The 23,936-nt window shown below is 62.4% G+C and carries 21 protein-coding genes; 5 read left to right on the top strand and 16 right to left on the bottom strand.

The window, feature by feature from the left end; genetic code table 11:
- Positions 1-33: 33 nt before the first annotated feature.
- The 5 genes from KR227_RS00195 to KR227_RS00215 all read right to left on the bottom strand — a co-directional run bounded on the left by KR227_RS00195 (position 34) and on the right by KR227_RS00215 (position 6,769).
- Entirely contained in the window at positions 34-1,305 is a 1,272-nt protein-coding gene (locus KR227_RS00195) for an amino acid permease (protein WP_218363214.1), read from the bottom strand.
- 305 nt (positions 1,306-1,610) lie between these two features.
- Positions 1,611-2,480 (bottom strand): pyruvate formate-lyase-activating protein, encoded by an 870-nt coding sequence (gene pflA, locus KR227_RS00200; RefSeq protein ID WP_218363215.1) that lies wholly within the window; start codon positions 2,478-2,480, stop codon positions 1,611-1,613.
- 43 nt (positions 2,481-2,523) lie between these two features.
- The gene (gene grcA2 / locus KR227_RS00205) at positions 2,524-2,775 is read right to left on the bottom strand and encodes an autonomous glycyl radical cofactor GrcA2 (protein WP_018019663.1); all 252 of its coding nucleotides are present in this window, start codon (positions 2,773-2,775) and stop codon (positions 2,524-2,526) included.
- Positions 2,776-2,857: 82 nt separating this feature from the next.
- On the bottom strand, positions 2,858-4,966 hold the full coding sequence (locus KR227_RS00210; protein WP_218363216.1) for a pyruvate formate lyase family protein: 2,109 nt from the start codon (positions 4,964-4,966) through the stop codon (positions 2,858-2,860).
- A gap of 375 nt (positions 4,967-5,341) precedes the next feature.
- On the bottom strand, positions 5,342-6,769 hold the full coding sequence (locus tag KR227_RS00215) for an NAD(P)/FAD-dependent oxidoreductase (RefSeq protein WP_218363217.1): 1,428 nt from the start codon (positions 6,767-6,769) through the stop codon (positions 5,342-5,344).
- A 422-nt stretch (positions 6,770-7,191) separates the two neighbouring features.
- On the opposite strand from KR227_RS00215, the gene KR227_RS00220 reads away from it, so the two are divergent.
- On the top strand, positions 7,192-8,508 hold the full coding sequence (locus tag KR227_RS00220) for a cyclopropane-fatty-acyl-phospholipid synthase family protein (protein ID WP_218363218.1): 1,317 nt from the start codon (positions 7,192-7,194) through the stop codon (positions 8,506-8,508).
- Positions 8,509-8,765: 257 nt separating this feature from the next.
- On the opposite strand, the gene KR227_RS00225 is transcribed toward KR227_RS00220, so the two are convergent.
- The 6 genes from KR227_RS00225 to KR227_RS00250 all read right to left on the bottom strand — a co-directional run bounded on the left by KR227_RS00225 (position 8,766) and on the right by KR227_RS00250 (position 12,670).
- The gene (locus tag KR227_RS00225; protein ID WP_218363219.1) at positions 8,766-9,326 is read right to left on the bottom strand and encodes a hypothetical protein; all 561 of its coding nucleotides are present in this window, start codon (positions 9,324-9,326) and stop codon (positions 8,766-8,768) included.
- A 103-nt stretch (positions 9,327-9,429) separates the two neighbouring features.
- Positions 9,430-9,576 (bottom strand): hypothetical protein, encoded by a 147-nt coding sequence (locus KR227_RS00230; protein ID WP_192796001.1) that lies wholly within the window; start codon positions 9,574-9,576, stop codon positions 9,430-9,432.
- Positions 9,577-9,639: 63 nt separating this feature from the next.
- Positions 9,640-9,969, bottom strand: a complete 330-nt coding sequence (locus tag KR227_RS00235; RefSeq protein WP_192796000.1) for a hypothetical protein — start codon at positions 9,967-9,969, stop codon at positions 9,640-9,642.
- 1,459 nt (positions 9,970-11,428) lie between these two features.
- The gene (locus tag KR227_RS00240) at positions 11,429-11,590 is read right to left on the bottom strand and encodes a hypothetical protein (RefSeq protein WP_192796229.1); all 162 of its coding nucleotides are present in this window, start codon (positions 11,588-11,590) and stop codon (positions 11,429-11,431) included.
- Between the two features lie 9 nt (positions 11,591-11,599).
- A complete protein-coding gene (locus tag KR227_RS00245; protein WP_370625108.1) occupies positions 11,600-12,313 on the bottom strand; it encodes a YceI family protein in 714 nt (237 codons plus the stop codon).
- A 21-nt stretch (positions 12,314-12,334) separates the two neighbouring features.
- A complete protein-coding gene (locus tag KR227_RS00250) occupies positions 12,335-12,670 on the bottom strand; it encodes a hypothetical protein (RefSeq protein WP_192795998.1) in 336 nt (111 codons plus the stop codon).
- Positions 12,671-12,836: 166 nt separating this feature from the next.
- Here KR227_RS00250 and KR227_RS00255 point away from each other — a divergent pair, with 166 nt between their 5' ends.
- Positions 12,837-13,235 carry an RNA polymerase-binding protein RbpA gene (locus KR227_RS00255; RefSeq protein ID WP_151528807.1) on the top strand — a complete coding sequence of 133 codons (399 nt, stop codon included), beginning with the start codon at positions 12,837-12,839 and terminating at the stop codon, positions 13,233-13,235.
- 141 nt (positions 13,236-13,376) lie between these two features.
- On the opposite strand, the gene KR227_RS00260 is transcribed toward KR227_RS00255, so the two are convergent.
- The 5 genes from KR227_RS00260 to KR227_RS00280 all read right to left on the bottom strand — a co-directional run bounded on the left by KR227_RS00260 (position 13,377) and on the right by KR227_RS00280 (position 21,548).
- Positions 13,377-14,186 carry a polyprenol monophosphomannose synthase gene (locus tag KR227_RS00260; RefSeq protein WP_218363221.1) on the bottom strand — a complete coding sequence of 270 codons (810 nt, stop codon included), beginning with the start codon at positions 14,184-14,186 and terminating at the stop codon, positions 13,377-13,379.
- A gap of 74 nt (positions 14,187-14,260) precedes the next feature.
- Positions 14,261-15,724 (bottom strand): apolipoprotein N-acyltransferase, encoded by a 1,464-nt coding sequence (gene lnt, locus KR227_RS00265; RefSeq protein ID WP_218363222.1) that lies wholly within the window; start codon positions 15,722-15,724, stop codon positions 14,261-14,263.
- Positions 15,724-16,275 carry an FxsA family protein gene (locus tag KR227_RS00270; protein ID WP_218363223.1) on the bottom strand — a complete coding sequence of 184 codons (552 nt, stop codon included), beginning with the start codon at positions 16,273-16,275 and terminating at the stop codon, positions 15,724-15,726. The genes lnt and KR227_RS00270 overlap by 1 nt, the downstream gene beginning before the upstream one ends.
- 148 nt (positions 16,276-16,423) lie before the next feature.
- Positions 16,424-20,044, bottom strand: a complete 3,621-nt coding sequence (cobN, locus tag KR227_RS00275; RefSeq protein ID WP_218363224.1) for a cobaltochelatase subunit CobN — start codon at positions 20,042-20,044, stop codon at positions 16,424-16,426.
- A gap of 211 nt (positions 20,045-20,255) precedes the next feature.
- Positions 20,256-21,548, bottom strand: a complete 1,293-nt coding sequence (locus tag KR227_RS00280) for a lipase family protein (protein WP_218363225.1) — start codon at positions 21,546-21,548, stop codon at positions 20,256-20,258.
- Between the two features lie 18 nt (positions 21,549-21,566).
- Between KR227_RS00280 and KR227_RS00285 the strand changes: the two genes are divergently transcribed.
- Genes KR227_RS00285 through KR227_RS00295 form a run of 3 tightly spaced genes read left to right on the top strand, consistent with a single transcriptional unit; the run spans position 21,567 to position 23,935 of the window.
- Positions 21,567-22,043, top strand: a complete 477-nt coding sequence (locus KR227_RS00285) for a hypothetical protein (RefSeq protein WP_218363226.1) — start codon at positions 21,567-21,569, stop codon at positions 22,041-22,043.
- Between the two features lie 4 nt (positions 22,044-22,047).
- Positions 22,048-23,268, top strand: a complete 1,221-nt coding sequence (gene cobG, locus KR227_RS00290) for a precorrin-3B synthase (RefSeq protein ID WP_218363227.1) — start codon at positions 22,048-22,050, stop codon at positions 23,266-23,268.
- A 22-nt stretch (positions 23,269-23,290) separates the two neighbouring features.
- Positions 23,291-23,935, top strand: a complete 645-nt coding sequence (locus KR227_RS00295) for a precorrin-8X methylmutase (RefSeq protein WP_218363228.1) — start codon at positions 23,291-23,293, stop codon at positions 23,933-23,935.
- The last annotated feature ends 1 nt before the right edge of the window (position 23,936 follow it).

The following is a 23,936-nucleotide window of genomic DNA, read 5'->3' on the forward strand; positions in this document are numbered from 1 at the left end:
GAGGTGGGCGTCGATAAGCGTGGTGCGTAGTAGCTAAAACAGGCCGATAATTTTGTAGATCACGGCCGAGATCGCGATGATGCCGGTGACAATCACGAACCAGTTCGAGGCGTACTTTCTAAAGGGTGCGAGGGCGTCGACCTTATAGATGGCCACCATCGGCATGAGGTACAGGATCGAGGCAATGACCGGGCCGGAAAGCGTCTCAATAACCTCCAAAATAGAAGGGTTGAGCACGCCGGCGATCCAGGCGGTTATGGCGATAAAGACGTTCACCGTGATCATGAGCGTGCGCTCGCCGAGGCGATCGACCATCTCTGGGCGGGCATGGCGCACAATGCCGGCGGCCCCCTCGGCGGCACCAAGAGTGTGGCCGAAGAAGGAAGAGACGATGGCCACGATGGCGATCGCCGGGGCCAAATAGGTGATGACCGGGGCGTCGTGCACATTGCCGAGATAGGACAGCACCGGCAGGTTTTCCTCGCGGGCGGCGGCGAGGCCGTCCGTGCCCAAAGACAGCACACACGACCAGACGAAGAGCATGGTGAATACCGTGAGCAGCATGGCGGTGCGACGCAAGACGATGGAGGCGTTCTCGGCGCTGCGCGGGCCGTGGGTGCGCTGCATGGCCAACGAGAACTGCGAAATCGCAGGGGAGTGGTTGAAAGCAAAGACCAGCACGGGGATGATCAGCCATACGGAGACGAGGAAGTCTCCGGCGCCAGGCATCGCGGTGAGACCATCCAGCTTCCAGGTGGGAATCAGGTAGAGCGAAATACCCAGCAAGGCGATGATCAGCGGGTAGACCAAGAATTGCGTGACAGCCAACATGAGCTTTTGTCCCACCACCATGGGCACCATCATCGCGGCCACCAGCGCCCCGGCGAGGATCCAGCGATCAATGGCGGGACCGCCGAGCTGATTCTGGATGAGACTATCGACGGAGTTGGTGATCGATACCCCGTAGATGAGCACGATGGGGTAGATGGCGAAGAAATAGAGGATGGTGATCGCCCAGCCCCACGCCGTGCCGAAATAATCGGTGGCGACGACGGTGATGTCTTCGCCCTGGCGAGGAGATTTACAGACGAAGCGGGCGAGCGCCCGGTGGGAGAAATAGGTCATCGGCCCGATGAGCAGGGTGACGATGAGCAGCGGCCAGATGCCGGCGGCACCGGCATTGATGGGAAGAAATAGGATGCCGGCGCCGACAGCGGTACCAAAGAGGCTCAGCGCCCAGCTGTTGTTGATGCTGCGGGCCTCCGTGGCGCTGTCGGGCGCCGACACAGTAGTGGGAGCGGTCATACTCACATATCCCTTCTGGAAAAGGCCTCGCGAGGCCTTGGCGATAGGATCGTGGGCCGAACACTCACACAGCTGGGTTCAGCCCAATTGTTATACCCTTCACGCTAGCAACCCTACTGTTGCGTAGGCCATGAAAATGGGGTCGTTGTGTCTTGGCATTAAGACTTGATTGACCGTGAGCAATGGCAACGGGGGACAGGCGCATCGACGCAGCTCATAGCCCATAACAAACACCGCCACCGCAACCGAGACGATGTCGGTTGCGGTGGCGGTAGTTATGTCTACACCCGCTGGGAGTGGCGGTGCTAGTACACCGTCAGGCCGCGGGAACGAAAGACCTCGCGAACCTCCTCCACGGCCGCCGCAGAGGGCGGCTTGACCCCGGAGAGCTCATAGGGCAGGCCCAGTTTCTCCCACTTGTCTTGGCCCATGTTGTGAAAGGGCAGTACCTCGACGCGCTCGACGCTGGAGGACCAGCGGGAGACGATATCGGCTACTTTCTCGACATTGTCAGGATCGTCGCTCCAGCCGGGTACGAGCACGAAGCGGACCCAGATGGCCACGCCCTTCGCGCTGAGACGATCGCCGAAGTCAATGGTGGGCTGGAGCTCGCGGCCACCAGTCACAGCCCGATAGGTATCCGGGTCACCGGATTTCACATCGAGCAGCACGAGGTCGATATTGTCGAGGTCCTCATCGCTGAGTCGGGCCCCCAGATACCCGGAGGTGTCGATGGCGGTGTGGATGCCGGAGTCGTGCACGGCACGTAGCACCTTGCGGGTGAACTCGATCTGAAAGAGCGGCTCCCCGCCGGAGATCGTCAATCCGCCGCCGGAGGCGCGAAACACGGCCTTGTAGCGGCGCACCTTAGAGACGATCTGCTCCACCGTGTGCATGGTGCCTTCCTTCATCCCCATGGTGTCGGGGTTGTGGCAGTACACGCAGCGCAGCGGGCACCCGGAAAGAAACATCGTCATCCGAGTGCCGGGGCCATCCACGGCGGTGACCAGCTCCCAGGAGTGCACCAGCCCGGCATTGCCGGTGCGGCGCGCCTCGAGCAACTCGCTGCGCTCCTCACCATCGAGCCCGGGCATACCCAAGCCGTGGGCGCTTCCGCGGTGGCGGGGGCCCTGCTGAGGGGAGAGAATTACTGCCGAGTTGAGGCCGTCGGCCATGGGGTGGAAGCTCCTTGGTGCTGGATCGTGGTGTCAGGCGCGCTTAGGCGTTGTGGTGGAAGGTACGAGCCATCACGTCGAGCTGCTGCTCACGGGTGAGCTTGACGAAGTTCACGGCGTAGCCGGACACACGCACGGTGAGGTTGGGGTAGTTCTCCGGGTTGTCCATGGCGTCTTGCAGGGTCTTGTGATCGAGCACGTTGATATTGGCGTGGTAGAGCCCAGAGCCGGCATTGTGCTGGGAACGGGCAGCCTTCATAGCAGCCATACGCTCGTCGAAAGTCTTGGTGGACATGGTGTTACTCCTTGGATAGTGGGTGGTGAAAGGTGAAGTCTTGGGGCCTCGCCCCGGGGTTCCGAGGCGAGGCGGGAGGGTATTAGGCGGGGCAGGTGGTGTCGTCGATGATGAAGCCGGCGTCGAGAATGCCCACCAAGTTGCCCACCTGTTCGGACTTATCGCGGCCCAAACCGGAGGGGGTGATGGTGTTCGTCAACGAGATGCCATCGAGTGCGTCCTGGTAGTCCAGCTTGCCCACCGAAAGCATGGAGGCGACCATGCCGTGGGTATCGGCGCCATTTTCCGGGTTAGCGCCGGGGCTAAACGGCGTACCGGCCTGGTGCCCGGAGGGGAAGGAGCCGGTGGCCTTGCCGTAGACCACGTTCGAGGTGATGGTGAGCACCGACTGCGTGGGGATGGCGTCGCGATACATCGGGATGGACTTGATCTTGTCCATGACGGTGTGGACGATCGTGGCGGCGATATCGTCGGCGCGGTCATCGTCATTGCCATAGCGCGGGAACTCGCCCTCGGTGACATAGTCTACGATCAGTCCGGTCTCATCGCGTACCGGGGTGACGGTGGCGTACTTAATCGCAGACAGCGAATCGGCGACGATCGAGAGTCCGGCGATACCGCAGCCCATGGTGCGGATGATATCGGAGTCGTGCAGCGCCATCTCGATAGCTTCATAGGCATAACGATCGTGGCAGTAGTGGATGATGTTGAGGGCCTCCACGTAGGTGCCTACCACCCAGTCGAGCATCTCTTCGTACTTCTGCCAGACCTCATCGAAGTCTAGCGGGCCATCGCCCTCGATCGGAGTGAACAGGCCTTCTTCGGTGATCTGCTTGCCGCTGACCTCGTCGCGGCCACCGTTCATGGCGTAGAGCAAGGACTTGGCGGCATTGACGCGGGCGCCGAAGAACTGCATCTGCTTGCCCACGGCCATGGGGGAGACGCAGCAGGCGATGGCGGCGTCGTCGCCCCATTGATCGCGGATCTGCTCATCGGACTCGTACTGAATGGAGGAGGTTTCGATGGAGATGGCGGCGCAGAAGTCCTTATAGCCCTTCGGTAGTGCCGGATCCCAGAAGATGGTGATATTCGGCTCCGGTGCGGGGCCAAGGTTGCGCAGGGTCTGCAGCAGACGGAAGGAGGTCTTGGTCACCAGCGAGCGGCCATCGGTGGCGAAGCCGGCATCGGACCAGGTGGCCCAGTAGGGATCGCCGGAGAAGATCTGGTCATAGTCGATGGTGCGCAAGAAACGCACGATGCGCAGCTTGATCACGAGCGCATCCATAATTTCCTGGGCATCTTCTTCGGTGATGCGGCCGGCGGCGAGATCGCGCTCGAAGTAGATATCGAGGAAGGCAGAGAGGCGACCGATGGACATCGCGGCGCCATCCTGGGACTTCACCGAGCCCAAGTAGGCGAAGTAGGTCCACTGCACGGCCTCTTGGGCGGTGGTGGCCGGCTGAGAAATATCGAAGCCATAGGCGGCAGCCATATTCTTCAGCTTCTTCAGCGCCTTGATCTGCTCGGAATGCTCCTCGCGGTAGCGCGCCCAGTGCTCAGAGAAAGGCTCATTGGCGTGAGCATCCTTCGCCCGCTGCTTCTCGGCGATCAGGGCATCGACACCGTAGAGGGCCACGCGGCGATAGTCGCCGATAATGCGGCCGCGGCCATAGGCATCGGGCAGGCCGGTGACGATGTGGGAGCTACGGGCCGCGCGGATGCGGGGAGTGTAGATATCGAAGACGGCATCATTATGGGTCTTACGGTAGGAGGTGAAGATCTTCTTCACGTCCTCATTAACCTCTTTGCCGGCTTCCTTAATGGCGGTTTCCACCATGCGCCAGCCGCCATTGGGCATCATGGCGCGCTTGAGCGGCACATCCGTTTGCAGGCCGACGATCACATCGTCGTCCTCGCTGATATAGCCGGCAGGGAAGGCATCCACATCTGCCGGGGTTTCGGTGTCTACATCGTAGACGCGACGCTTGCGCTCCTCGGAGAGATAGTTCTTCTCCAAGTGATTCCACACGCGCATGGTTTTATCGGTGGGGCCTGCGAGGAAGCTATCGTCCCCGTCATAGGGGGTGTAGTTGTTTTGGATGAAGTCACGCAGGTTGATCTCGGTCTGCCACGCACCGGCGGCGAAACCGTCCCAGCCAATGTTGTCGGGGTTCAGGGTGTCCTGAGACACGCGTTCACCTAGCCCTTCACTATGTTGTGTTCAACGTGCCGGGAGGCCACTGCACACCTTAGTGGGATCCCGACCTTCGTTAGTGGGTATATGTCCATGTCGAATACTACGCCGGTGTAGATAGCCCGTGAGAACATATAGATGCACGCCAGTAACGGTTCCGCTCGGTGGTGGGATGTCAAGTAGACACGAATGGGGTTACCTCAACAAAGCTGCAGGCACAGGTGTTTTTCTCAGATGCCAGACAATTTACTTGTGTGGGAAACGGGGGTAGCGGGGAGTTGGGGGTTGCTGAGTGTGATATAAGCAACGCGGCCACGATCCCCCGATTAGGGGTGTGGCCGCGGGTGCTCTCCGTCGCTGAAAACGAGGTGCTTAGTTGTCCTTGTTCAGCTGCTTCTGGGTCTGCTCATCCAGCGCGTATTGGCGGGTTTCTGCCGCCTCTACCGGCTGGCCCTGCTCGGCGCTGAGCTGGGCGAGCTTGTTCAGGCCATTGCGGCCATGCAGCTGCTGGCGGGTGGTGGTGATTTGCCAGCGGGCCCGCGAGAGCACGTTGAGGCCCCAGGACATGGCAGCCACAAAACGGTTGCGGAAGCCGACCAGGAACATCACGTGCACGGCCAGCCACAGCACCCAGCCAATAAAGCCGGTGACCTCGATGCGCCCCATCTTCACCACAGCGGAGAAGCGGGAGACGGTGGCCATGGAGCCCTTATCGAAGTATTCGAAGGGCTCGCGGGCGGCGACGGTGCCCTGCTCGGCGGCAATGACATCGGCGGCGTACTCGCCGGCCTGGATCGCCACCTGGGCCACGCCCGGAAGGTTATTGCAGTTCATCATGTCGCCGACAACGAAGATGTTGCTGCTGTCGCCCGCGGTGAGATCCTCGTTCACCAGCAGACGGCCGGCGCGATCGACCTCGGCACCGGTCTGCGCGGCGATGAGCTTGCCCAGCGGAGAAGCCTGCACACCTGCGGACCAGATCTTGCAGTAGGAGGGGATGGTGGTCTCGGTGTCATCCTGCATGTTCTTGTAGGTGACAGACTCGGCGTCCACATTGGTCACCATCGAGTTGAGGCGAACCGAGACACCGAGCTTCTCCAGCTGACGCTGTGCCTTGCGGCCCAAACGCTTGCCGAAGGGCGGCAGCACCTGCGGGGCGCCGTCGAGAAGCAAAATGCGGGCATTGGCCGGATTGATATTGGTGTAGCGGCCGGCAAGGGTGCGGTGGGCCATCTCGGCCAGCTGCCCGGCCAGTTCCACACCGGTGGGGCCGGCGCCGACGACGACGAAGGTGAGATAGCGCTCGCGCTCGGCCGGGTCGGTGGCCAGCTCGGCGCGCTCGAAGGCGCCGATAATGCGGGCGCGAATTTCGAGGGCGTCGTCAATGGACTTCATACCCGGCGCGAACTCGGCGAAGTGCTCATTGCCGAAATAGGACTGGCCGGCGCCGGCGGCGGCGATGAGCGAGTCATAGCTATATACGCGCTTGATTTCGCCGAGCTCGGCGGTGACCGTCTGCTCCTCGGCGTTAATGTCGGTGACCTCGCCCTTGACAATATTGATATTGTCCTGGTTCTTCAGCACCTGGCGGTTTGCTGGAGCGATCTCCCCCGAGGAGAGCAGGCCGGTAGCCACCTGGTACAGCAGCGGCTGGAAAAGGTGGTGGTTGGTGCGGTCGATGATGGTGATATCAACATCGGCCTCCTTAAGGCGCTGAGCAGCGAAGATGCCGCCGAAGCCGGAGCCAATAATCACCACGTGGTGGCGGCCGCTCTCTGGGCGGAAGGGCTGGTCAGACATAAAGATAAACTCCTCGAAACAAAGAACAGATTCTCGCGCGCCCAGCATGACATATATAAGGGCCCTGTGCTCGGCGGCCGCGGAAAGCGGCTCGAGTGCAAGGCAGGGCGCGCATAGATGCTCAGTTTATACCTCCGCCGTGGTGATAGAAAACACAGCCATGTTGAGGTGCGCCATTATCCCTTATGGTATTTGCCGCGGTGGGTGCCGTCTGCGGCCCCGCCTCCCCGAGCGAGGGTAGCGAGAGTTCTACCATGAATTCATCAATGGTGATGGAGCAACGAGGCGTCGTTGCGGCCATCCTCCCACTCCTCGCCGCCGCGGCGTCGGCCGTGCTCAGGCGCTAAGGAGGGGAGCGCACCACGCGCGTCATGTTCAGATTGCGCGTTATCTCGGATGTGGAAAGGGAGCCGGAAGAATCTATGCCCCGTTATAAGGCCAGCCACCTGGCGCATGTGGATGCGCAGCGGTGGCCGGGAGTGGCCACGGTGCCGGTCGCCTGGGGCGATCGGATTGCTTCGTGGCGGCTGCGGCGCGTGGAGGCTCACTTCGCTCGCGCTCTCGCCGACGCTGGGCTCAGCGTGGGCATCTCGCTCGAAGATTCCGACGTGGTGGTGGAGCACGAGGAGCTGTTCTACCGCCTCTCCGATGGCGGCTGGCTCGGCTTGGCCGAAAGCTACATGGCAGGGGAGTGGCATGCCCGCGATCTCGGTGCTGTGGTGAAGGCACTGCTGGGCACCACCTTCGGTACGGCCCGCCGCTTGCCGCAGCGCGGCCGCTATGAGGGCGGTGAACTGCCGCCGGCGCTCAGCGAGTTCACCTCCACCGACAGCATTCATGACGGCGGCGGCATGTTCGCCTCCGGGGTGGCCACGACCGAAAGAATCACCCGCAAAAGCTATACCCACAGTTCGCGGCCGAAAGCCGAGTCCTCGCACCACTTTGTGGATGACACGCGCATCTCCCCGCCAGCCGAGGTGGGCCGGGCGGATCTCGCCGATGCGCAGAACCGCGCTATCGACTCCCTTCTCGATGCCGCGCAGGTCGGCGGCGGCCGCGATGTGCTGGAATATCCGCTCTCCCGTGGCGCCCTGGCGATTCGTGCCGCCCAGCGCGGGGCCAGTGTGGATGCGCTCAGCCCCGATGCGGAGTTTGTGGCGGCCGTGGATGAGAGCGTGCAGCTCGCCGGAGTGGCCGATTCGGTGTTCATTCACACCATCGAACATCCCATCGCTACCCGCGAGGACTGGCGTTCGCGCTATGAATCCATCGTCAGCCTGGACAAGCTCGTGCCCATGGGCGCCGATGGGCAGCGGGAGTTCTTCCGCGCTATCGACCGCATGTTGTCGGTAGGCGGCGTCGCCGCGATCCAGACCCTCAGCGAAGGCAGCAACTTTTCTGCAGTCACGCGCCAAGCGCTCGCCGTGGAGCGGGCCTATATCTGGCCGGCCATGGACTATCCGAGCATCGAGGAGCTGCACAAGACGGTCGACCGCGATACCTCCTTGCGCATCATCGGCGAGACCCACTTCGCCTCCCACTACGCACAGGTTGCGGCGATCCAGGGCGAGCTTTTCGACGCCAACTCGCGTGACGCTGCCGCCGCCGGCTTCGATATCACCTTCCGGCGGTTGTGGCGTTTCCACCTTGCGCTGCAACAAGCGCTGTTGGAGGAGAACCATCTCGATGCGCTGCAGCTTCGGCTGACCTCGCGTAGTCGGGCCAGCCGGCGCAGCTAGTACTGTCTAGCGCCCCGAGAACGCATCAGAGCACGACGAAGCACACGCCCCTGACCAGTATCTGGCCGGGGCGTGTGTGTGAGTTGATGCTCGCTATTTAGATAGCGCCGAAGATCTGTCCGGCGCCGCCGAGGATCGTCTCGACGATGGCGACAGAGAAGTCGAGTGCATCCTGGTCAAAGTAGCCGGGGTGGGGTGCGGGTCCGGTAGGCATAGCTATGTCCTTACTGTGTGAAAAACGTGATGGGAAGGGGGTACTAGCGGATGGTGATGGTGGCGCCGGGATCAGTGAGATTGGTGTACGCGGCCAGCGGGGCCACGCGCTCACATTGCAGAACGCAGCTCGGATCGGCCTTTTCCGGGCGACCATCGCGGCGAACATCCTCGGCGTTGTACACGGTGGGAACGGCGATGACCTTTTCCCCAGGTACCGCACGGCTCGGGATGAACACGCGCAGGTTGGAGTGGATCTTGCCCTCTGCGGTGGCGCGATAGGTCAGCCAGGTGTAGACGCCCCAGTCGCGGCCGGTGCCCGGCTCACGGAGGGTGACGCGCACCGTGTAGTACAAGCCGGGGGTGAAACCGGTGCCGGTGAAGGTGACGCGAGCCCAGTCGCTCGGGCTGACTTCCTTCGCAGCGGAATCAGAAGCGGTAAAGGAGACGCCCTCCACCGCACCTTCAGCACGGTTCGGGTTGACGGGGGACTCGATCACCTGCGTGGGATCCCACCATGGGCGATCCTGAACAGCGTTGGCCGTACCAACGCCGACACAGAGAGTGCTCACGGCGATGACGCACGCGCTAATACCTTTAGTCAATGAACGCATAATATTCTCTCGGTAGAGGTTATAAGTGAGGAGAAAAAGCGGCGAGCCGGGAAGGTTCGGCCCGCCGCTAAGCACTGAGAACGGTGCCTGTGTACTACACGACGCCAGCGGCGAAGCCGAGCATCGCCTTGGTGGCATCAACTAGTGCAGGTCCAACCTCTTGGAACCAGTGGACCACCGGCATGGGGTCGCTGGGCGGGTCGAGCGGAATGCCTGCATTGGGGTCGTGATCTGCACCCATGATGTAATCCTTTCGGCTGAAAGTGCTTCGGAGGTGCTGGGCATGACCCAGCACTACGGAGTCTTAGGCCAGCTTGCCCACGAGGCCCAGGATGGCGACGGTCAGGTCGACAGCGTTGGAGAAGAAGCTGTCGACGTTGTCCACGCTGATCTCGGAGGAGAAGGCATCCAGGCTGGAGGTGTCAGCAACACCGGTGGTCTCGCCGGCGCCCGGAACCTCGTCTACCGGAAGATCGCCAGCGGGGGCGTCAACGGCAGGGGTGTCCACCTCGGGAACCTCGGTCTCGGGGGCGTCTACGACGGGAGCCTCAGTCTCAGGAGCGTCAGCCACGGGGGTTTCGGTCACGGTGGTGGTCTCGTCAATCACGTCGTTCTCAACTACTGCATTGTCCATGAAACAAACTCCTTATGAGTTGGATCTCGATTTCACGAGATTCTTCAGAATGTGGCACATAACGCGCCTTGTACACGTAACTCGCTAGGTGTGAAGTAACTCTCTGTAACGTCTCACCAGCTCGTTACGATGAACACTAACGGACGCAGAAGAAAACCGCTAGCACCTCGAAAAATGAGCCAACTTACGCTCCTGACAAGAAGCTAAGAAAAAGCTGAATATAGCGATTCTGAGAATGATTGAGCGGCTCAATTTACATCATTATTCGGAATGCTTAAGACTTGTTGAATAGTGCAACAAAATGATGTGCTACTGGAAGAGCTTTTCTATTAAAACCTATGGAATAACGGGCGTATGTGGTCTGATGACGGACATCGGTGCGGTAGTGAGTGCAGCAAGGGTGCTGGGTGCTGAGCAGTGATAATCCCTACTTGTCCGTAGGTTAGGGGAGTAAGGTGCACCTCGCCCATGGCCAGATTTATTGATTCACCCTATGGCGACATGAGGTGCCAGCCGGTCGTGTGTGGGGCGCGGGGGTGGTGGGATGTGTATAGACTTGTGGCCACCTCAGCAAAGGATGCACTGCACAGCGTCGCTCGCCAGCGTATGTGGGGACGCGTAAATGTCGACGTCTATCGCTTAACAAGGGGCCATAGCGGCCGATTCAGGGTAGGCTAATCTGGGGGTGATGTCCGATGTCGGTCGGGGGCTATGTGCCCTCATTCTGAGCACTTGTACACAGTCCACTAAGCGCGTGCTGTGACTCGCATGGGGCGCTGTGTCTGGGCCTGAGTGTGGCGTGAGGCGTGCGATGGCCACTGAGAACAGAGCACGGGACGAGGGCGTGGCCCCAGCGATGGCGGAATGGGGAATCTAGGGGCCGGGTGCGGAAGGGGCGAGACCGCTAGGCCTCGCTGGAGTATGGAGCGCGATGCGCCGCCAACGCTGAGCGGGGAATGGGGAGCATCGCTAAAGTGACATAATGTATATTATCGGACAAATGCCGATGCTGGTGGGCACATGCTGCTGTTATGGCTTCCGCTGTCAATCCGTGGCTGAGACTATTGTCCTCCCGCGCCGCTGTCTGCGGCTCTGTGAGTGCCTGCCGCGGCGTCGCCCTTCGGATCTTCGCTCACCGTGTGAGGTTCAGTCGCATCTCCCGCGGCGTCCGGCGCGCGCTCCGCGCTCAGCCGTTCTGGACACCCCGGTTGCCCATGTGCTCATCTGCGCTGTGCGGCCTTGGTGCGGTGTTGCCGCCCACGCCCACACGTTCGTGCGGCCACTGAGTGTGAGGCGCTCATCCTGCGATCGCTCTCGCTATGAGCGCGAGAGAATACGTCACTGCGTAGTAGCCCCGCCCAGGCGGCCCTCAGCGCGCACCTCTTCCCTATGCAGATATGCCACCTATTACGTCACAGTGACGAAATAAGTGGCATTCCAAGGCTATTGGATGAAGCGGCTAGCGCTGTTTATAGGCCGTAACCAACTGCCAGATGGTTAATGCGATCAGCAGTACGGAGAAACCGGCCAGCCACGGCAGGCCTTCGGTGTACATGAAGATACCGAAGATAATGAGTACGACGAGGCGCACCCACATGGCGGGAATCAGCTTATTCACCATGGCGTTTTCCTAGCTGTCCTTCTGCATGCTGATGCGGATATTAAGCTCGCCGTTCTCGGAGATCTTCGCGGCAATAAAGTCTGGAGTCTTGACGCCAAAGTCCTCGCGATTAAAAGGAATGGTGCCCGCCAGAATGATGGATTCGCCGCTGCGCAGCACCTCGAAGTCGGCACTCACCGGGTTGGTCACGCCCTTGATGGTGAACTCGCCATCGAGCTGCACGGTGGCCGGAGTGCCATCATCGGGCACTTGCGAGAGATCCGCAGGCTCGGTGAGCACGAAGCGGGCCTCGGGATAGAGCTCCGTCTCCAAGAGCTTGCGGCGCACGTTCACATCGCGGCGCTTCTGATCGGTCTCGACCTGTGTGAGGTCGGCCACCATTTCGGCGCCGGCTTGGACGGAATTATCACTGACCGTCGCCGAGCCGGTGACAGCTCGCGTGGAGCCAGAGGTGCTGCGGCGCTCCCCAGGCAGGATTTCCTCGAAGGTATAGCCCACCGAGGTGGTGTTTCCCTCGGCGCTGGGAACGACAGTCCACTCGCCATTGACGTCCGTGCTGGCCGCGTTGGCCTGCTCGGTAGAGATACCCCCGGTCTGCACTCCGGAGTTCATAACGGCCTTATACACCACGGGAGCCACGGCAAGCAGTGTGAGTACGACGATGACTACAACGGCACCGACGACAACGGCTTTATTAGCCCCTTTGGAAGCCCCAGTATTCATGTCTTGCATCCTAACCCAATTTTAGAAACGGAAATGTTCAATGGCCCGAGCCATGCGCTGCAGCTCCTCGCACAACTCGTCGATGTCCTCGGGCTCTGCATCCTCGGCCACCGCAGTGGCGATATCCTCGGCGGCGCAACGCAGCTCATAGAGCGAGTCCGTGAACTGGGCCCGTTGTTCGGGGGTGATCACCACTGCGTCGCTAGGAAGCTGTCGACTCTCCGCCAGTTGCCGGTGCTCATAAGCACGTTGCCGACACGAGGCGCTGCAGTACTTCTTTGGTCGCCCCCTGCCGCTAGTGGCGAATTCCTTTCCGCACCACTGGCAGGTGTGGGTCACAGAATCGCGTCTAGTCACGGCTGTATATATTAGCGCACCCCGCCCTGTGTGAGTGCGGGAGGATCCGCGTGGCTAAAATATGTCTGATGAGCTACAACCGCAGTGCTCCGTGGTGGAACTAAATGCACGGCATGTGCGTTGTACCTAAAGCAATACAGCCGCAAAGAAAAGGACGGATTCAAACATGGCAGATCGCGTACTGCGCGGCAGCCGCATGGGTGCTGTGAGTTACGAAACCGATCGAGATCATGATCTCGCACCTCGGCGCATGGTCAAGTACAAGACGGACTCGGGAGAGATCTTCGAGGTTCCCTTCGCCGACGATGCCGAACTCCCCGAGGAGTGGCTGTGCAAGAACGGCCAGATGGGCACCCTCATGGAAGGCGAGGGTGTTGAGGGTAAGCCGGTGAAGCCGCCGCGCACCCACTGGGACATGCTCTGCGAGCGCCGCAGCATGGAAGAACTCGATGAGCTGCTCGACGAGCGCATCGAGTATCTGCGCAAGCGCCGCCGCAACGCCGCCAAGCTGCTCAAGCAGCAGAAGGAAGAAGAAGAGCGCGCTAAGCAGGAGGCTGGCAAATAAGCCCAGCGCCGTGCACAGATAGACCACGACCCGAGAACCAACACGCAGCGGTTCTCGGGTCGTGGTCTTTGTCCTTATAAGCTACTCCCCTAGTTCCTGCCCCCACCGCGGGCGGCGGTGCTCGTGGCGGGGTGCAGGTAATTAGTGGTTGAACTTGGGGCGCGTCTTGTGGCGCTTGATTTCGTACTGCACCTGTTTGCTGGTCTCGTTGTAGAGATCGCGGAGCTGCTGGGCGCGGTGCTTGAGACCCCACAGCGTGACCTGGGATAGCGAGCTGGTGACGAAGCTGCCATCGAGCTTGGATTCGCCGATTTCGCGTTCGGTGAAGGTGATCGGGACTTCCTGGACATCGAAGCCCGCCTGGACGGCGCGGAAGGCCAGATCCACCTGGAAAATATAGCCGGCGTTGGACAGCTCCGAGAAGTCGATTGCTTCGAGGACCTCGCGTCGATAAGCGCGATAGCCTGCGGTCATATCACTCAGGCCTGCGCCGAGGGCGAGCGAGATGTAGATATTGCCGCCCTTGGACAGCACATAGCGCTTCTTGGGCCAATTGACCACGCGGGCGCCCGGAATATAGCGCGAGCCGATGACCAGATCGGCGCCCTCATCCACCGCGTTCAGCAGCTGATGAAGCTGCTCCGGGGCATGGGAACCGTCTGCATCCATTTCGCAGAGCACGCTGTAGTCGCGCTCCAAGCCCCAGTTAAAGCCCTCGATATAGGCGCCGAGCAGACCTTCCTTAACCTTCCGGTGGCACACAAAGATCTGTTCGTCCTGTGCGGCGAGCTCATCGGCGACGTCGCCGGTGCCGTCGGGGCTGTTGTCGTCCACAATGAGGATGTCCACACTCGGCGCGGCCTGGCGGATACGAGCGGTGATCAGCGGGGTGTTTTCGCGCTCATTGTAGGTCGGGATAATGACCAGTGTCTTCTCACTCGGCTTCGTCACAGATGTCGCTACTTTCCATTGCTACGGGACGCATCCGCACCAGCACGGTGAGAAAGCGCCACTAGGGGCTGACTTCAGGTTTTGCGACCACGCACTATACCGGCCGCAGCGGCTAACACTCCAATAATAGTGAGTCCGGCCTCGATCTGACCACCATGGATGGCTGCGATCGTGCGCGTGGACCGCAGCGGCAGCGTGTCCACCAGGTGATCCGCGGTGAAAATATCGGTCTGTTCCAGCACCTTTCCACTTGGGCTCACCAGTGCAGAGACCCCAGAGGTGGCGGCCACCACAACTGCCCTATCCAACTCTTTGGCGCGGAATCTGCTCATCGCCAACTGTTGATAGGTCATGTCGGTGAAACCGAAGGTGGCATTGTTGGTGGGCGTGGTCAGGATCTGCGCGCCGGCCAGCACGGCATCGCGGCCGGCGCGGTCGAAGGCCACCTCGTAGCAAGTGGATACACCCACCGCGATGTCGTTCATATGCACCACGCCCGAGCCCTCGCCGGGCTTGAAATCCCCGGCGAGATCAACGTAGTCGGAGAAGTGTCGAAAGAAATCTCGGTAGGGCATGTACTCGCCGAAAGGCTGCAGATACTTCTTGTAATGGTGCTCGCCCACTGTGCCATCGGCATTGAACACCACCATCGTATTGCGCGCGCCCACCTCATCGCGGGTGACCGTGCCTACCAAGAGCGGTGCGTTCACATGCTCCACCGCCTCCGCGATGCGCGCCCGGGCAGACGCGTGGGCAAAAGGATTGACATCGGCGGCGTTTTCCGGCCAGACCACCAGATCGACTGGGCGGTCAATGCGTTCGGTTTCGGCACTATGGTTGTTCAGCACTGCCTCGCGCTGGGCGTTGAAGTCCAAGCCCATGCGCGGCACATTGCCCTGCACGGCGGCGACCGTCACCTCGCCTGCAGAGGGGCGCTGCTCCAGCGAGGAGCTATATAGCGTGCCGCCGAGCAGTATCACGGCGACGGATGCGAGCGTGAGCAGCGACGATAGCCGCGCACGCAGGAGCAGGCCGGCGAGTCCGGCGCCGATGCCTACGGTGGCGGCGGTCACCAGCGCCGGTCCGCCCACCGGGGCTAGGGCGCTGAGGGGCCCAGTGATTTGTCCCCAGGCCACCCGCACCCAGGCGAAGCCACCGAAGGGCCATGTGGAGTGCAGCCACTCCACGGCCACATAAAACAGCGTGAAGGCCAGCGGCCCGAGGCGCGGTGCGATAGCGGAAAAGAGCAGGATATAGAGGGTATTGACGATAGCGAGGGCAATATAGGGCGGGGTGCCGACGAACTCGCCTACCCACGGCAAAAGCGGCAGATAGGCGCATAGGGCGTGGGTGGCGCCGATGAGCAGTCCGCTGCGCCAGGTGATCGGGCGCGCCAGCCAGCGGCGCCAGGGGTGCAGCGCGATATACAGCAGCGCGAAGCTCAGCACCCCGGCGAACCAATAGCCGTGGGGTTCGAAGGAAAAATACAAGAGCAGCCCTGAGAGGGCTGCGCAGGCGAGGTGGAGAAGCAGCGGCATTACTGAGATTCGGGGCTATCGCTATCGTTGCTCGGGCCGTTGCTGCGGCCCTTGTTCTGGCCGTTATGCGGGGTGTCGAAATCGTCCGGATTGACGCTTTCTGTCCACTTCTTGATTTCTTCTTCATCGATCACCGGTGCGAAAGAGCCATAGGTGCCGCGCTTTTGGGTCATCGTGAAGGTCTTAACGCTCAGCTTATCCAGGCGCGCCATGGTGGTGCGCGCCATGACCCGCCGGATCACCGCGCGGGTGGGCGGCAGAATGCAGAGCAAACCGGTGATGGAGGTGATGTATCCGGGCAGAGCGACGCCCACCAAACCGGCGAAGAGCAGGCCATAATCCCCTACTACCTGACCGGGGCGGGCCGCCGTGGGGTTGCTGGCGGCGCGGCGCACGATCGCGCGCATCTCATAGTTGGCGAACACAAAGCCGAGGATGAACAGCAGGCCAAGCAGTAGGATCGCCCAGCCGAAGCCAATCCACCTACCGACGAGGTAGAAGGCGAGGATCTCGCCGACGATGTACAGGGGGAAAAGTAGTCCTAAACGCACGGTGGTCGAGTCTACCTGAGCCTAAGGACACACGGGTGGAGCCAAGCGCCCGCCCCTACCCTCGCGGCGCCTGCGGGCTAGAAGAGACGACAAGCGCCCTCCCGAAGCACTGCGCGGGCAGATACTCGGGAGGGCGCTGTGGCCGTGGCTAGCTCTGAGAGTCGCCGCGGGCCTCGATATCGCCTTCCATCTCCAGGAAGGTATCGCGGAGCAGATCCAGACGCTCCTGGTCCGGCTCCTCCCAGAGGTTGCGGTCGGCGGCCTCGAGTAGACGTTCTGCGATATCCTTCAGCGCCCACGGATTGGACTCTTGGAAGAACTCGCGGTTGGTCTCGTCTTTCACATAGGTGTCAGTGAGAGTCTCATACATCCAATCGTCCATGAGGCCAGTGGTGGCGTCATAGCCGAAGAGATAGTCCACGGTGGCGGTCATCTCGAACGCGCCCTTATAGCCGTGGCGGCGCATCGCCTCGATCCAGCGCGGATTGACGACGCGGGCACGGAAGACGCGCCGCGATTCCTCGTGCAGGCTGCGGGTTTTCACCGTTTCCTGGCGGGTGGAATCGCCGATGACGGCGTCGGGGTTCTCCCCTGTCAGAGCGCGAATCGTGGCCACCATGCCGCCGTGATACTGGAAGTAGTCATCCGAGTCGGCGATATCGTGCTCGGCGGAGTCGATGTTCTTCGCTGCGACCTTGATGCGGCGGTAGGCGGCCTTCATCTCCTCACCGGCCTTCACGCCGGGGAGGTCACGGCCATAGGCATAGCCGCCCCAGGAGGTGTAGACGGCCGCGAGGTCTTGATCATCGCGCCAGTTGCCGGATTCGATGAGCTCGAGCATGCCGGCGCCATAGGTGCCGGGCTTGGAGCCGAAGATGCGGCGCGGGGTGAGCCCGGAGTCCACATCGGCCTGGGCGTGGGCGGCCACATAGTTCTGCTCGTGGGTCTCGTCCAGGCCGGCGACGAGCTGGACGGCATCGTCGATAAGCGTAATGACGTGCGGGAATGCATCGCGGAAGAAGCCGGAGATGCGCACGGTGACATCGATGCGCGGGCGGCCGAGTTCCTCCAGCGGGATCACGTGCAGATCCACGACGCGTCGCGAGGCCTCGTCCCACACGGGGCGCACACCCAGCAGGGCGAATACTTCGGCGATGTCATCGCCGGAGGTGCGCATGGCGGAGGTACCCCATACCGAAAGCCCCACCGACTCGGGATAGGCGCCGTCGTGATCCGACTGGTAGCGCTCGATGAGTGAATCGGCCAGCAGCTGGCCGGTCTCCCACGCGAGGCGCGAGGGGATGGCTTTGGGATCCACGGCGTAGAAGTTGCGGCCGGTGGGCAGCACATTGATCAAACCGCGCATCGGCGAGCCGGAGGGCCCGGCCTCGATGAAGCGGCCGTCGAGGGCGCGCAGGATCTGGGTAATCTCGCGCGGGGTGGCCGCCAGTCGCGGCACCACTTCCTCGGCGGCGAAGCGGAGCAGGTGTGCCAACTGCTCCGGCTTGGCGGTCTCCGGCAGCTCCACGCTGCGCAGCACCTCGTCTACCGCCTCCGGGTCCCAGTTGTGGTCGGAGAGGGAGCGGATCAGCGCGACAGCCAGCTCCTCGATGTTATCGACGCGGGTGCGGCTTTCATCGCCCGATTCGGAGAGCCCGAGGCTTTCGCGCAGGCCCTCCACCGCGCTGGAGCCGCCCCATAGCTGGCGGGAACGCAGCATTGCGGCCACCAGCTCCACGAGCTCCTCGTCCTTGCTGCGCTGGCCGAGCACGTGCAGGCCGCCGCGGATAGCGACGTCTTTGATCTCGCAGAGCCAGCCATCGACGTGCATGAGCATGTCATCGAAGACCTCCTCGTCGGGGCGAGATTCCCAGCCGAGGTCTTGGTCCATCTTGGCGGCTTGCAAAAGCGTCCAGATCTCTTGGCGAATGGCCGGAAGTTTGGCCGGGTCCATGGCGGAGATGTTCTGGTGCTCGTCGAGAAGCTGCTCGAGGCGGGTGATATCGCCATAGGATTCGGCGCGCGCCATGGGCGGGATCATGTGATCGACCAAGAGGGCGTGGGCGCGGCGCTTGGCCTGGGTGCCCTCGCCGGGGTCATTGACCAAGAAGGGGTAGATCAAGGGCACATCGGCGATGGCTTGATCCGGATAGCACTCATTGGACAGGCCCACGGTTTTACCGGGGAGCCATTCCATGTTGCCGTGCTTGCCCATGTGCACAATGGCGTGGGCGCCGAAGACCTCTCGCAGCCAGTAGTACACCCCCAGGTAGTGGTGGTTCGCGGGCAGATCGGGGTCATGGTAGATGCCCACGGGGTTTTCCCCGAAGCCGCGCGGTGGCTGCACCATGAGCATGACATTGCCGAACTTCAGGCCGGCGATATAGAGCTCGCCGGTGTCGGGATGCACGTAGTGCTCGCCGGGTGCCTGGCCCCAGTGCTCGATCATTTCTTCCTGCATTGCCTGCGGCAGCGTGGAGAAGAACGAGCAGTAGTCCTCCTTAGAGAGCTTGAGCGGGTTGGTGCGCAACACCTCCTCGGTGAGCCACTCGGGGTCGTGGCCACCGGCGTCGATCACGGCGTGCATGAGCGCATCGGAGTTGCCATCGGTGAAACCGGGGATCTGGGTGGTATCGCCGAGATCGTAGCCGGCCTCGTCCAGGGCGTGCAGCACCCGCAGCGTGGAGGCAGGGGTATCCAGGCCCACCGCATTGCCGATGCGGGCGTGCTTGGTGGGATAAGCGGAGAGCATGAGCACGATCTTCTTCTGCTCATTGGGAATCGAGCGCAGCTTGGCATGGTTGACGCTGATCGACGCGAGCCGCGCGCAGCGCTCCTTATCGGCCACATAGGAGATCAGGCCATCATCGTCATATTCCTTGAAGGAGAAGGGCACGGTGATGATGCGGCCATCGAACTCGGGCACGGCCACCGAGTTGGTGACATCGAGCGGGGTGAGGCCGTCGTCATTATCCACCCACTGGCTGCGCGGCGAGGTGGTGGCGATGCCCTGAATAATCGGCACATCCAAGGCGGCGAGTGCCTTCACATCCCAGGAGTCATCGTCGCCGCCGGCCTGCGCGCTTGCGGGAGCCTTGCCGCCGGCGGCCAGCACGGTGGTGATGATGGCATCCATGGTGGAGAGCTCATCGAGCAATTCCTCGGAGGCCTGGCGCAAAGACGCGGCAAAGAGCGGCACGGGCACCGCCCCCGCGGCCTGGATGGCGCGCGCGAGCTCCGCAATGTAGTCGGTATTGCCGGCGAGGTGCTGGGCGCGGTAGTAGATGATGCCCACCCGCGGCGCCGCATGCGCCGCGCTCGCGTCGGGCACTGCCTCGTCGAGATGGCCCCACATGGGCATACGCTCCGGCGGCTGGAAGCCAAAGCCAGTCAGCAGCACGGTATCGGAGAGGAAGTGGTGCAGCTGGACCAGGTTCTTCGCCCCGCCCTCGGCGAGATAGGTGTGGGCCTCGGTGGTCACACCCGCCGGTGTGGTGGAGGTGCGGGTGAGCTCGGCGTCGACGGCCAACTCGCCCGAGACAAACACGGTGGGCTTGTTATGCGCCAGCACGGTGGTGATGAGATCTTCCCACCAGCGATAGCCACCCAGCAGCCGCGCGACGATGATCTCGGCGTCGCCCACCAGCTCATCGATGCGTTCAGAGCTCAACCCGGTGGGATTGGCATAGCGGAAATGAACATTGTCCTCGGCATTGGCGGCCTTAGCGGAGAGCAAGTCCGTATCAGACGTGGAGAGCAACAGAATCATGGAGCAGATGACTCGCTTTCATCGTGTGTGGGTGTGCGCGCCCACGCGAACAATGGGGGTACAACATCGGCAGCGGCCTTGAGGTCTGGCTATCACAGTGGCGCGACCGCGACCGGAGTTGCACCGGTTTCCCAAGACACTGACTGTGACCTAACCCTACACATATGTGATGTGTCTCAAGGGCACTAGCCGGTCAATCTACCGTAAGTTTTTATCTCTCTGCGTCATAGAGATGATCGCACAGCCACTGGGCATGACGACGCATCGTTAAGGCATAGGTGCCAAAGTGGCCCACAGTGAAGTGAAAGACGGTGGGCAAAAAGGCGTATACCCGATAGTCCAGATACTCCGGGCTGAGCCTAGCCCACCCGTGCGCCACTTCCTCTACCTGTGGAAAAGGGATCACATCGTCATAGCGGTTGCCCCACAATAGCGTGGGGTGATGCAGCGGCTGGGTGCCTAAACGATGCCGCTCTAACTCGGCGGTAAGCGCCGCAGACTCATCAAGACTGGCGCTAAGACGCTGGTCATTCGTAGTCCAGTGCCTACTGCCCCGCCAGCCGCCGCGCAGCGCCGCGCCGAAGGCCGAGAGCAGCGCTGTGGCCCGGATCTGCTCCAGCCCGTAGTCACTGACATTCGCCAATGCCGCGCGCACCGTCTCCGGATGGGAGGTATAGAAACCGAGCACGGCAAAGGAAACAATGCCGGTGAGGGTGTGGTGATCCACAAAGCGCAATACCTTCACCAGGTCCGAGGGCGGTGCCCCCACCACCGCTGCCCGGGGCAGAGGCTCAGCCGCAGCGGCCAGTTCGCAGGCCTTGCCCACGGCTCCCCCGCCCTGAGAAAATCCCCACCACCCCACCGGGGCGGCTGCGGGAAAGAAATGGCTACTGCAGGCGCGGACGGCGTCGATAAGCGCATAACCGCAGGCGATGTTGTTGGCGTAGAGCTGAATGCCGGTGCGTGGATCGCGGGGATAATCGATGACCACCACCCCCATGCCGCGGGAGACAAAGTGATTGATCACCGGCAGCTCATAGGCAAAGATCACATCCTCGATACGGCGGCCGCGGCGCCGCACCTCCCAGCCGATCGGCGCCGACTGCGAAGGATCAGAAGAAGCCCCCATGCCCTGGGTGGAGGGAGCGAACGCCACCACCGGGCGCGGCCCAGGCCCCGTCCACGGGCGCAACGGGCGGATATACAAGCCGGTGGCGGGAATGACCCGGCCGGTCGAATCGTCGGTGGTATAGCTAAAGCGCCAGCTGCGCGCCGGGATGGCGCGCCCACCCACCCCGACAGTGGAGGTGGGCTGGGCATCAATGAGGAGTCCTCGCGCATCCGGGTGCGGCTGGGTGCGCACCTCGACCGCAGGGGCCGCGGGCGGCCGCCGCAGCGCATGGCCAACCAGACCGGCCACCACCCGCAGCTGCGCGGCCACTCCCCGACCCGCAGGCATGCTGCGCCGCCGCTGCTCGTTAGGAGGAGACTGAGGATCATCCATGCCAGATAGGATAAACCCATGTCTGAATTTGACCAGAACATTGCTCTCGGAAGGGAGCTTTTCGGCGACACCCTCGATAGCTATGAACGCAGCGCACAGTCCCTGCTGGAGTCCTGGGACCAAGACTTCAGCGATGCCGCGCTCACGGAGCTCGACCAGATTCTGCTGCGCGCCTATGGTCTCGAGAGCGACTACGCAGATAAGGTTCTCGGCGCGTTGGGGCTGCCTGTTCCCGAGGAGGCGGAGTATGTGACCATGCTGCTCGGCCAGGCCCTCGTGGCCACTGGGCAGTGGGAGTGGGCGCTGGTGTGGGCGCCGCCGAAAATCCCCGGCGAAATCACCTTCACCTACTGCCTCGCCCGCGCCGACCACGAGCAGCTGCTCTTTCCTGGGTCCTGGGTGAAAATGGCCGTATTCGGCACCGCTCCCGAGGAGCCGCTCGACGCCGCGCCGGGGCTGGCATGGGCTCTGGGCTCGGCACGGGACTATCTTTAAAGCTATGGAGAAGTTCGATCACGTCCCCTCTGTCGCCGACACGCTCGGTCTTGGCAATCGCCAGCGCGGTGATGGCTGCCCTGGCGCGTTGAAGATGCATGAGGCCGCCGATGGGTTCATCGGCCGCATCCGCATCGCCGGTGGTCGCGCCAGCTCGGAGCATCTTGCAGCGCTCGCCCACCTTGCCGAGGAGCATGGCGATGGCGATATTCACGTCACCACCCGCGGCAACGTCCAAATCCGCGGCATCCGCCAGCGCGAGGCGTTTTCCTCGGCGGTGTGCGAGCTCGGACTTTTACCGAGCATCGCCCACGACAAGATCCGCAATATCATCGCCTCTCCCCTCTCCCGCGACCTCGACCCGCTCGTCGCCGACCTCGATCGCAGGCTCCTGGCCAGCGAGGAAGTCACCGGCTTATCCGGCCGCACCCTCTTCGGCCTCGACGGCGGCGACGGCGGCATCACCGCCCAGCACCCCGACTTCGGCATCCAATTGATCTCGCAGCGCGAGGCCATCGTGATCCTCGGTGGTCTCCCCACTGCTCTCTCGGTGCTTATCGACGCCGCCCCGCAGGTCCTCATCCACGCTGCTGAACAGTGGCAACGAATCCGCGGCGAGTGCTGGCGCGTCCAGGAAAGCCCAGAGTTGCGTGGCCAGCTGCTCGACTATCTGGCGGAGCTGCCGGAGTGCAGCCCCACCTGCGAGACCGTGCAGCTGACGAAGCGGGCCAAAGCCGAGGACGCCCCCATCGGCTGGCTGGAGCGCAGCGATGGCCGGGTGGATCTCGGCGCCTCCTTGCCTTTTGGCGTCCTCAGCGCCCGAGTGGCGCAGATGCTGGCCGCCAGCGACAAACCCGTTCGTATTACGCCGTGGGCCGGCGTGGTGGTGTGCGATCTCGACGAGGACGAAGCCGAGGCCGTGGCCAAGGTGCTTGCGCCCCAAGGGCTGGTATTTGACCGCCACTCCCCGTGGCTGCGCGTCAGCGCCTGCACCGGGCTTCCCGGCTGCACCAAATCCCGCAGCGATGTGCGCGGCGATGCCCTGAGCGCGATCCGCACCCAGGCCCTGCCCGATCCCTCCACCGCCGACGCGGTGCACTTCTCCGGCTGCGAACGCCGTTGTGGGCACCCCTTGCACAATTACTGGGACTATGTGGCCGAAAGCGATGGCGACTACGACGTCACCGTCGCCAGCGGCACTCCCGCTACCGCGCGCACCTTCTAACCCCGAGAGGAAACCCTGTCAGGTGTACACCTACGAAACAGACGGCAACGAGATTTACCGGCAGTCCTTCGCCATGATCCGCGAGGAATCCGATCTCTCCCCCTTCGATAAAGAGCAGTCCCAGGTGGCTGTGCGCATGATCCACGCCGCCGGCGCCACCGACCTCGCAGCCGATATCGAGTTCTCGGCGGGACTTGTCCCCGCCGCGCGAGAGGCACTACGCAGCGGAGCTCCCATCATTAGCGATGTGAATATGGTGCGCTCAGGCGTGACGCGCACCCGGCTGCCCGCGGACAACGATGTTGTCTGCATGTTGCGCGATGAGGAGACCGTCGAGCTGGCCCGCAGCAGAGGAACTACGCGCTCTGCCGCGGCCGTGGAACGCTGGGAGCCGATCCTCGAAGGCGCCGTGGTGGCCATTGGTAACGCCCCCACCGCGCTATTCCACCTGCTCAACTGGCTCGCCGAGGATCCGCAGCGACCTCGCCCGGCAGCCGTGCTCGGCATTCCCGTCGGTTTCGTCGGCGCCGCCGAATCCAAGGTGGCCCTGGCGGAGTCCGCTGCCGATCTCGGAATCGAGTTCCTCACCGTTCATGGCCGCCGCGGCGGCTCTGCCATCACCTGCGCCGCCCTGAACGCCCTAGCCACCGAGAAGGAGATCATCTAAC

The organism is Corynebacterium sp. TAE3-ERU30, assembly GCF_019209925.1.
In the GTDB taxonomy this organism is placed as follows: Bacteria; Actinomycetota; Actinomycetes; order Mycobacteriales; family Mycobacteriaceae; genus Corynebacterium; species Corynebacterium megadyptis.

Coding starts and splice junctions, on each gene's coding strand:
- KR227_RS00195 (WP_218363214.1), bottom strand. CDS start 1,305: ATGACCGCTCCCACTACTGTGTCGGCGCCCGACAGCGCCACGGAGGCC.
- pflA (WP_218363215.1), bottom strand. CDS start 2,480: ATGGCCGACGGCCTCAACTCGGCAGTAATTCTCTCCCCTCAGCAGGGC.
- grcA2 (WP_018019663.1), bottom strand. CDS start 2,775: ATGTCCACCAAGACTTTCGACGAGCGTATGGCTGCTATGAAGGCTGCC.
- KR227_RS00215 (WP_218363217.1), bottom strand. CDS start 6,769: ATGTCTGACCAGCCCTTCCGCCCAGAGAGCGGCCGCCACCACGTGGTG.
- KR227_RS00220 (WP_218363218.1), top strand. CDS start 7,192: ATGCCCCGTTATAAGGCCAGCCACCTGGCGCATGTGGATGCGCAGCGG.
- KR227_RS00230 (WP_192796001.1), bottom strand. CDS start 9,576: ATGGGTGCAGATCACGACCCCAATGCAGGCATTCCGCTCGACCCGCCC.
- KR227_RS00235 (WP_192796000.1), bottom strand. CDS start 9,969: ATGGACAATGCAGTAGTTGAGAACGACGTGATTGACGAGACCACCACC.
- KR227_RS00240 (WP_192796229.1), bottom strand. CDS start 11,590: ATGGTGAATAAGCTGATTCCCGCCATGTGGGTGCGCCTCGTCGTACTC.
- KR227_RS00245 (WP_370625108.1), bottom strand. CDS start 12,313: ATGAATACTGGGGCTTCCAAAGGGGCTAATAAAGCCGTTGTCGTCGGT.
- KR227_RS00255 (WP_151528807.1), top strand. CDS start 12,837: ATGGCAGATCGCGTACTGCGCGGCAGCCGCATGGGTGCTGTGAGTTAC.
- lnt (WP_218363222.1), bottom strand. CDS start 15,724: ATGCCGCTGCTTCTCCACCTCGCCTGCGCAGCCCTCTCAGGGCTGCTC.
- cobN (WP_218363224.1), bottom strand. CDS start 20,044: ATGATTCTGTTGCTCTCCACGTCTGATACGGACTTGCTCTCCGCTAAG.
- KR227_RS00280 (WP_218363225.1), bottom strand. CDS start 21,548: ATGGATGATCCTCAGTCTCCTCCTAACGAGCAGCGGCGGCGCAGCATG.
- KR227_RS00285 (WP_218363226.1), top strand. CDS start 21,567: ATGTCTGAATTTGACCAGAACATTGCTCTCGGAAGGGAGCTTTTCGGC.
- cobG (WP_218363227.1), top strand. CDS start 22,048: ATGGAGAAGTTCGATCACGTCCCCTCTGTCGCCGACACGCTCGGTCTT.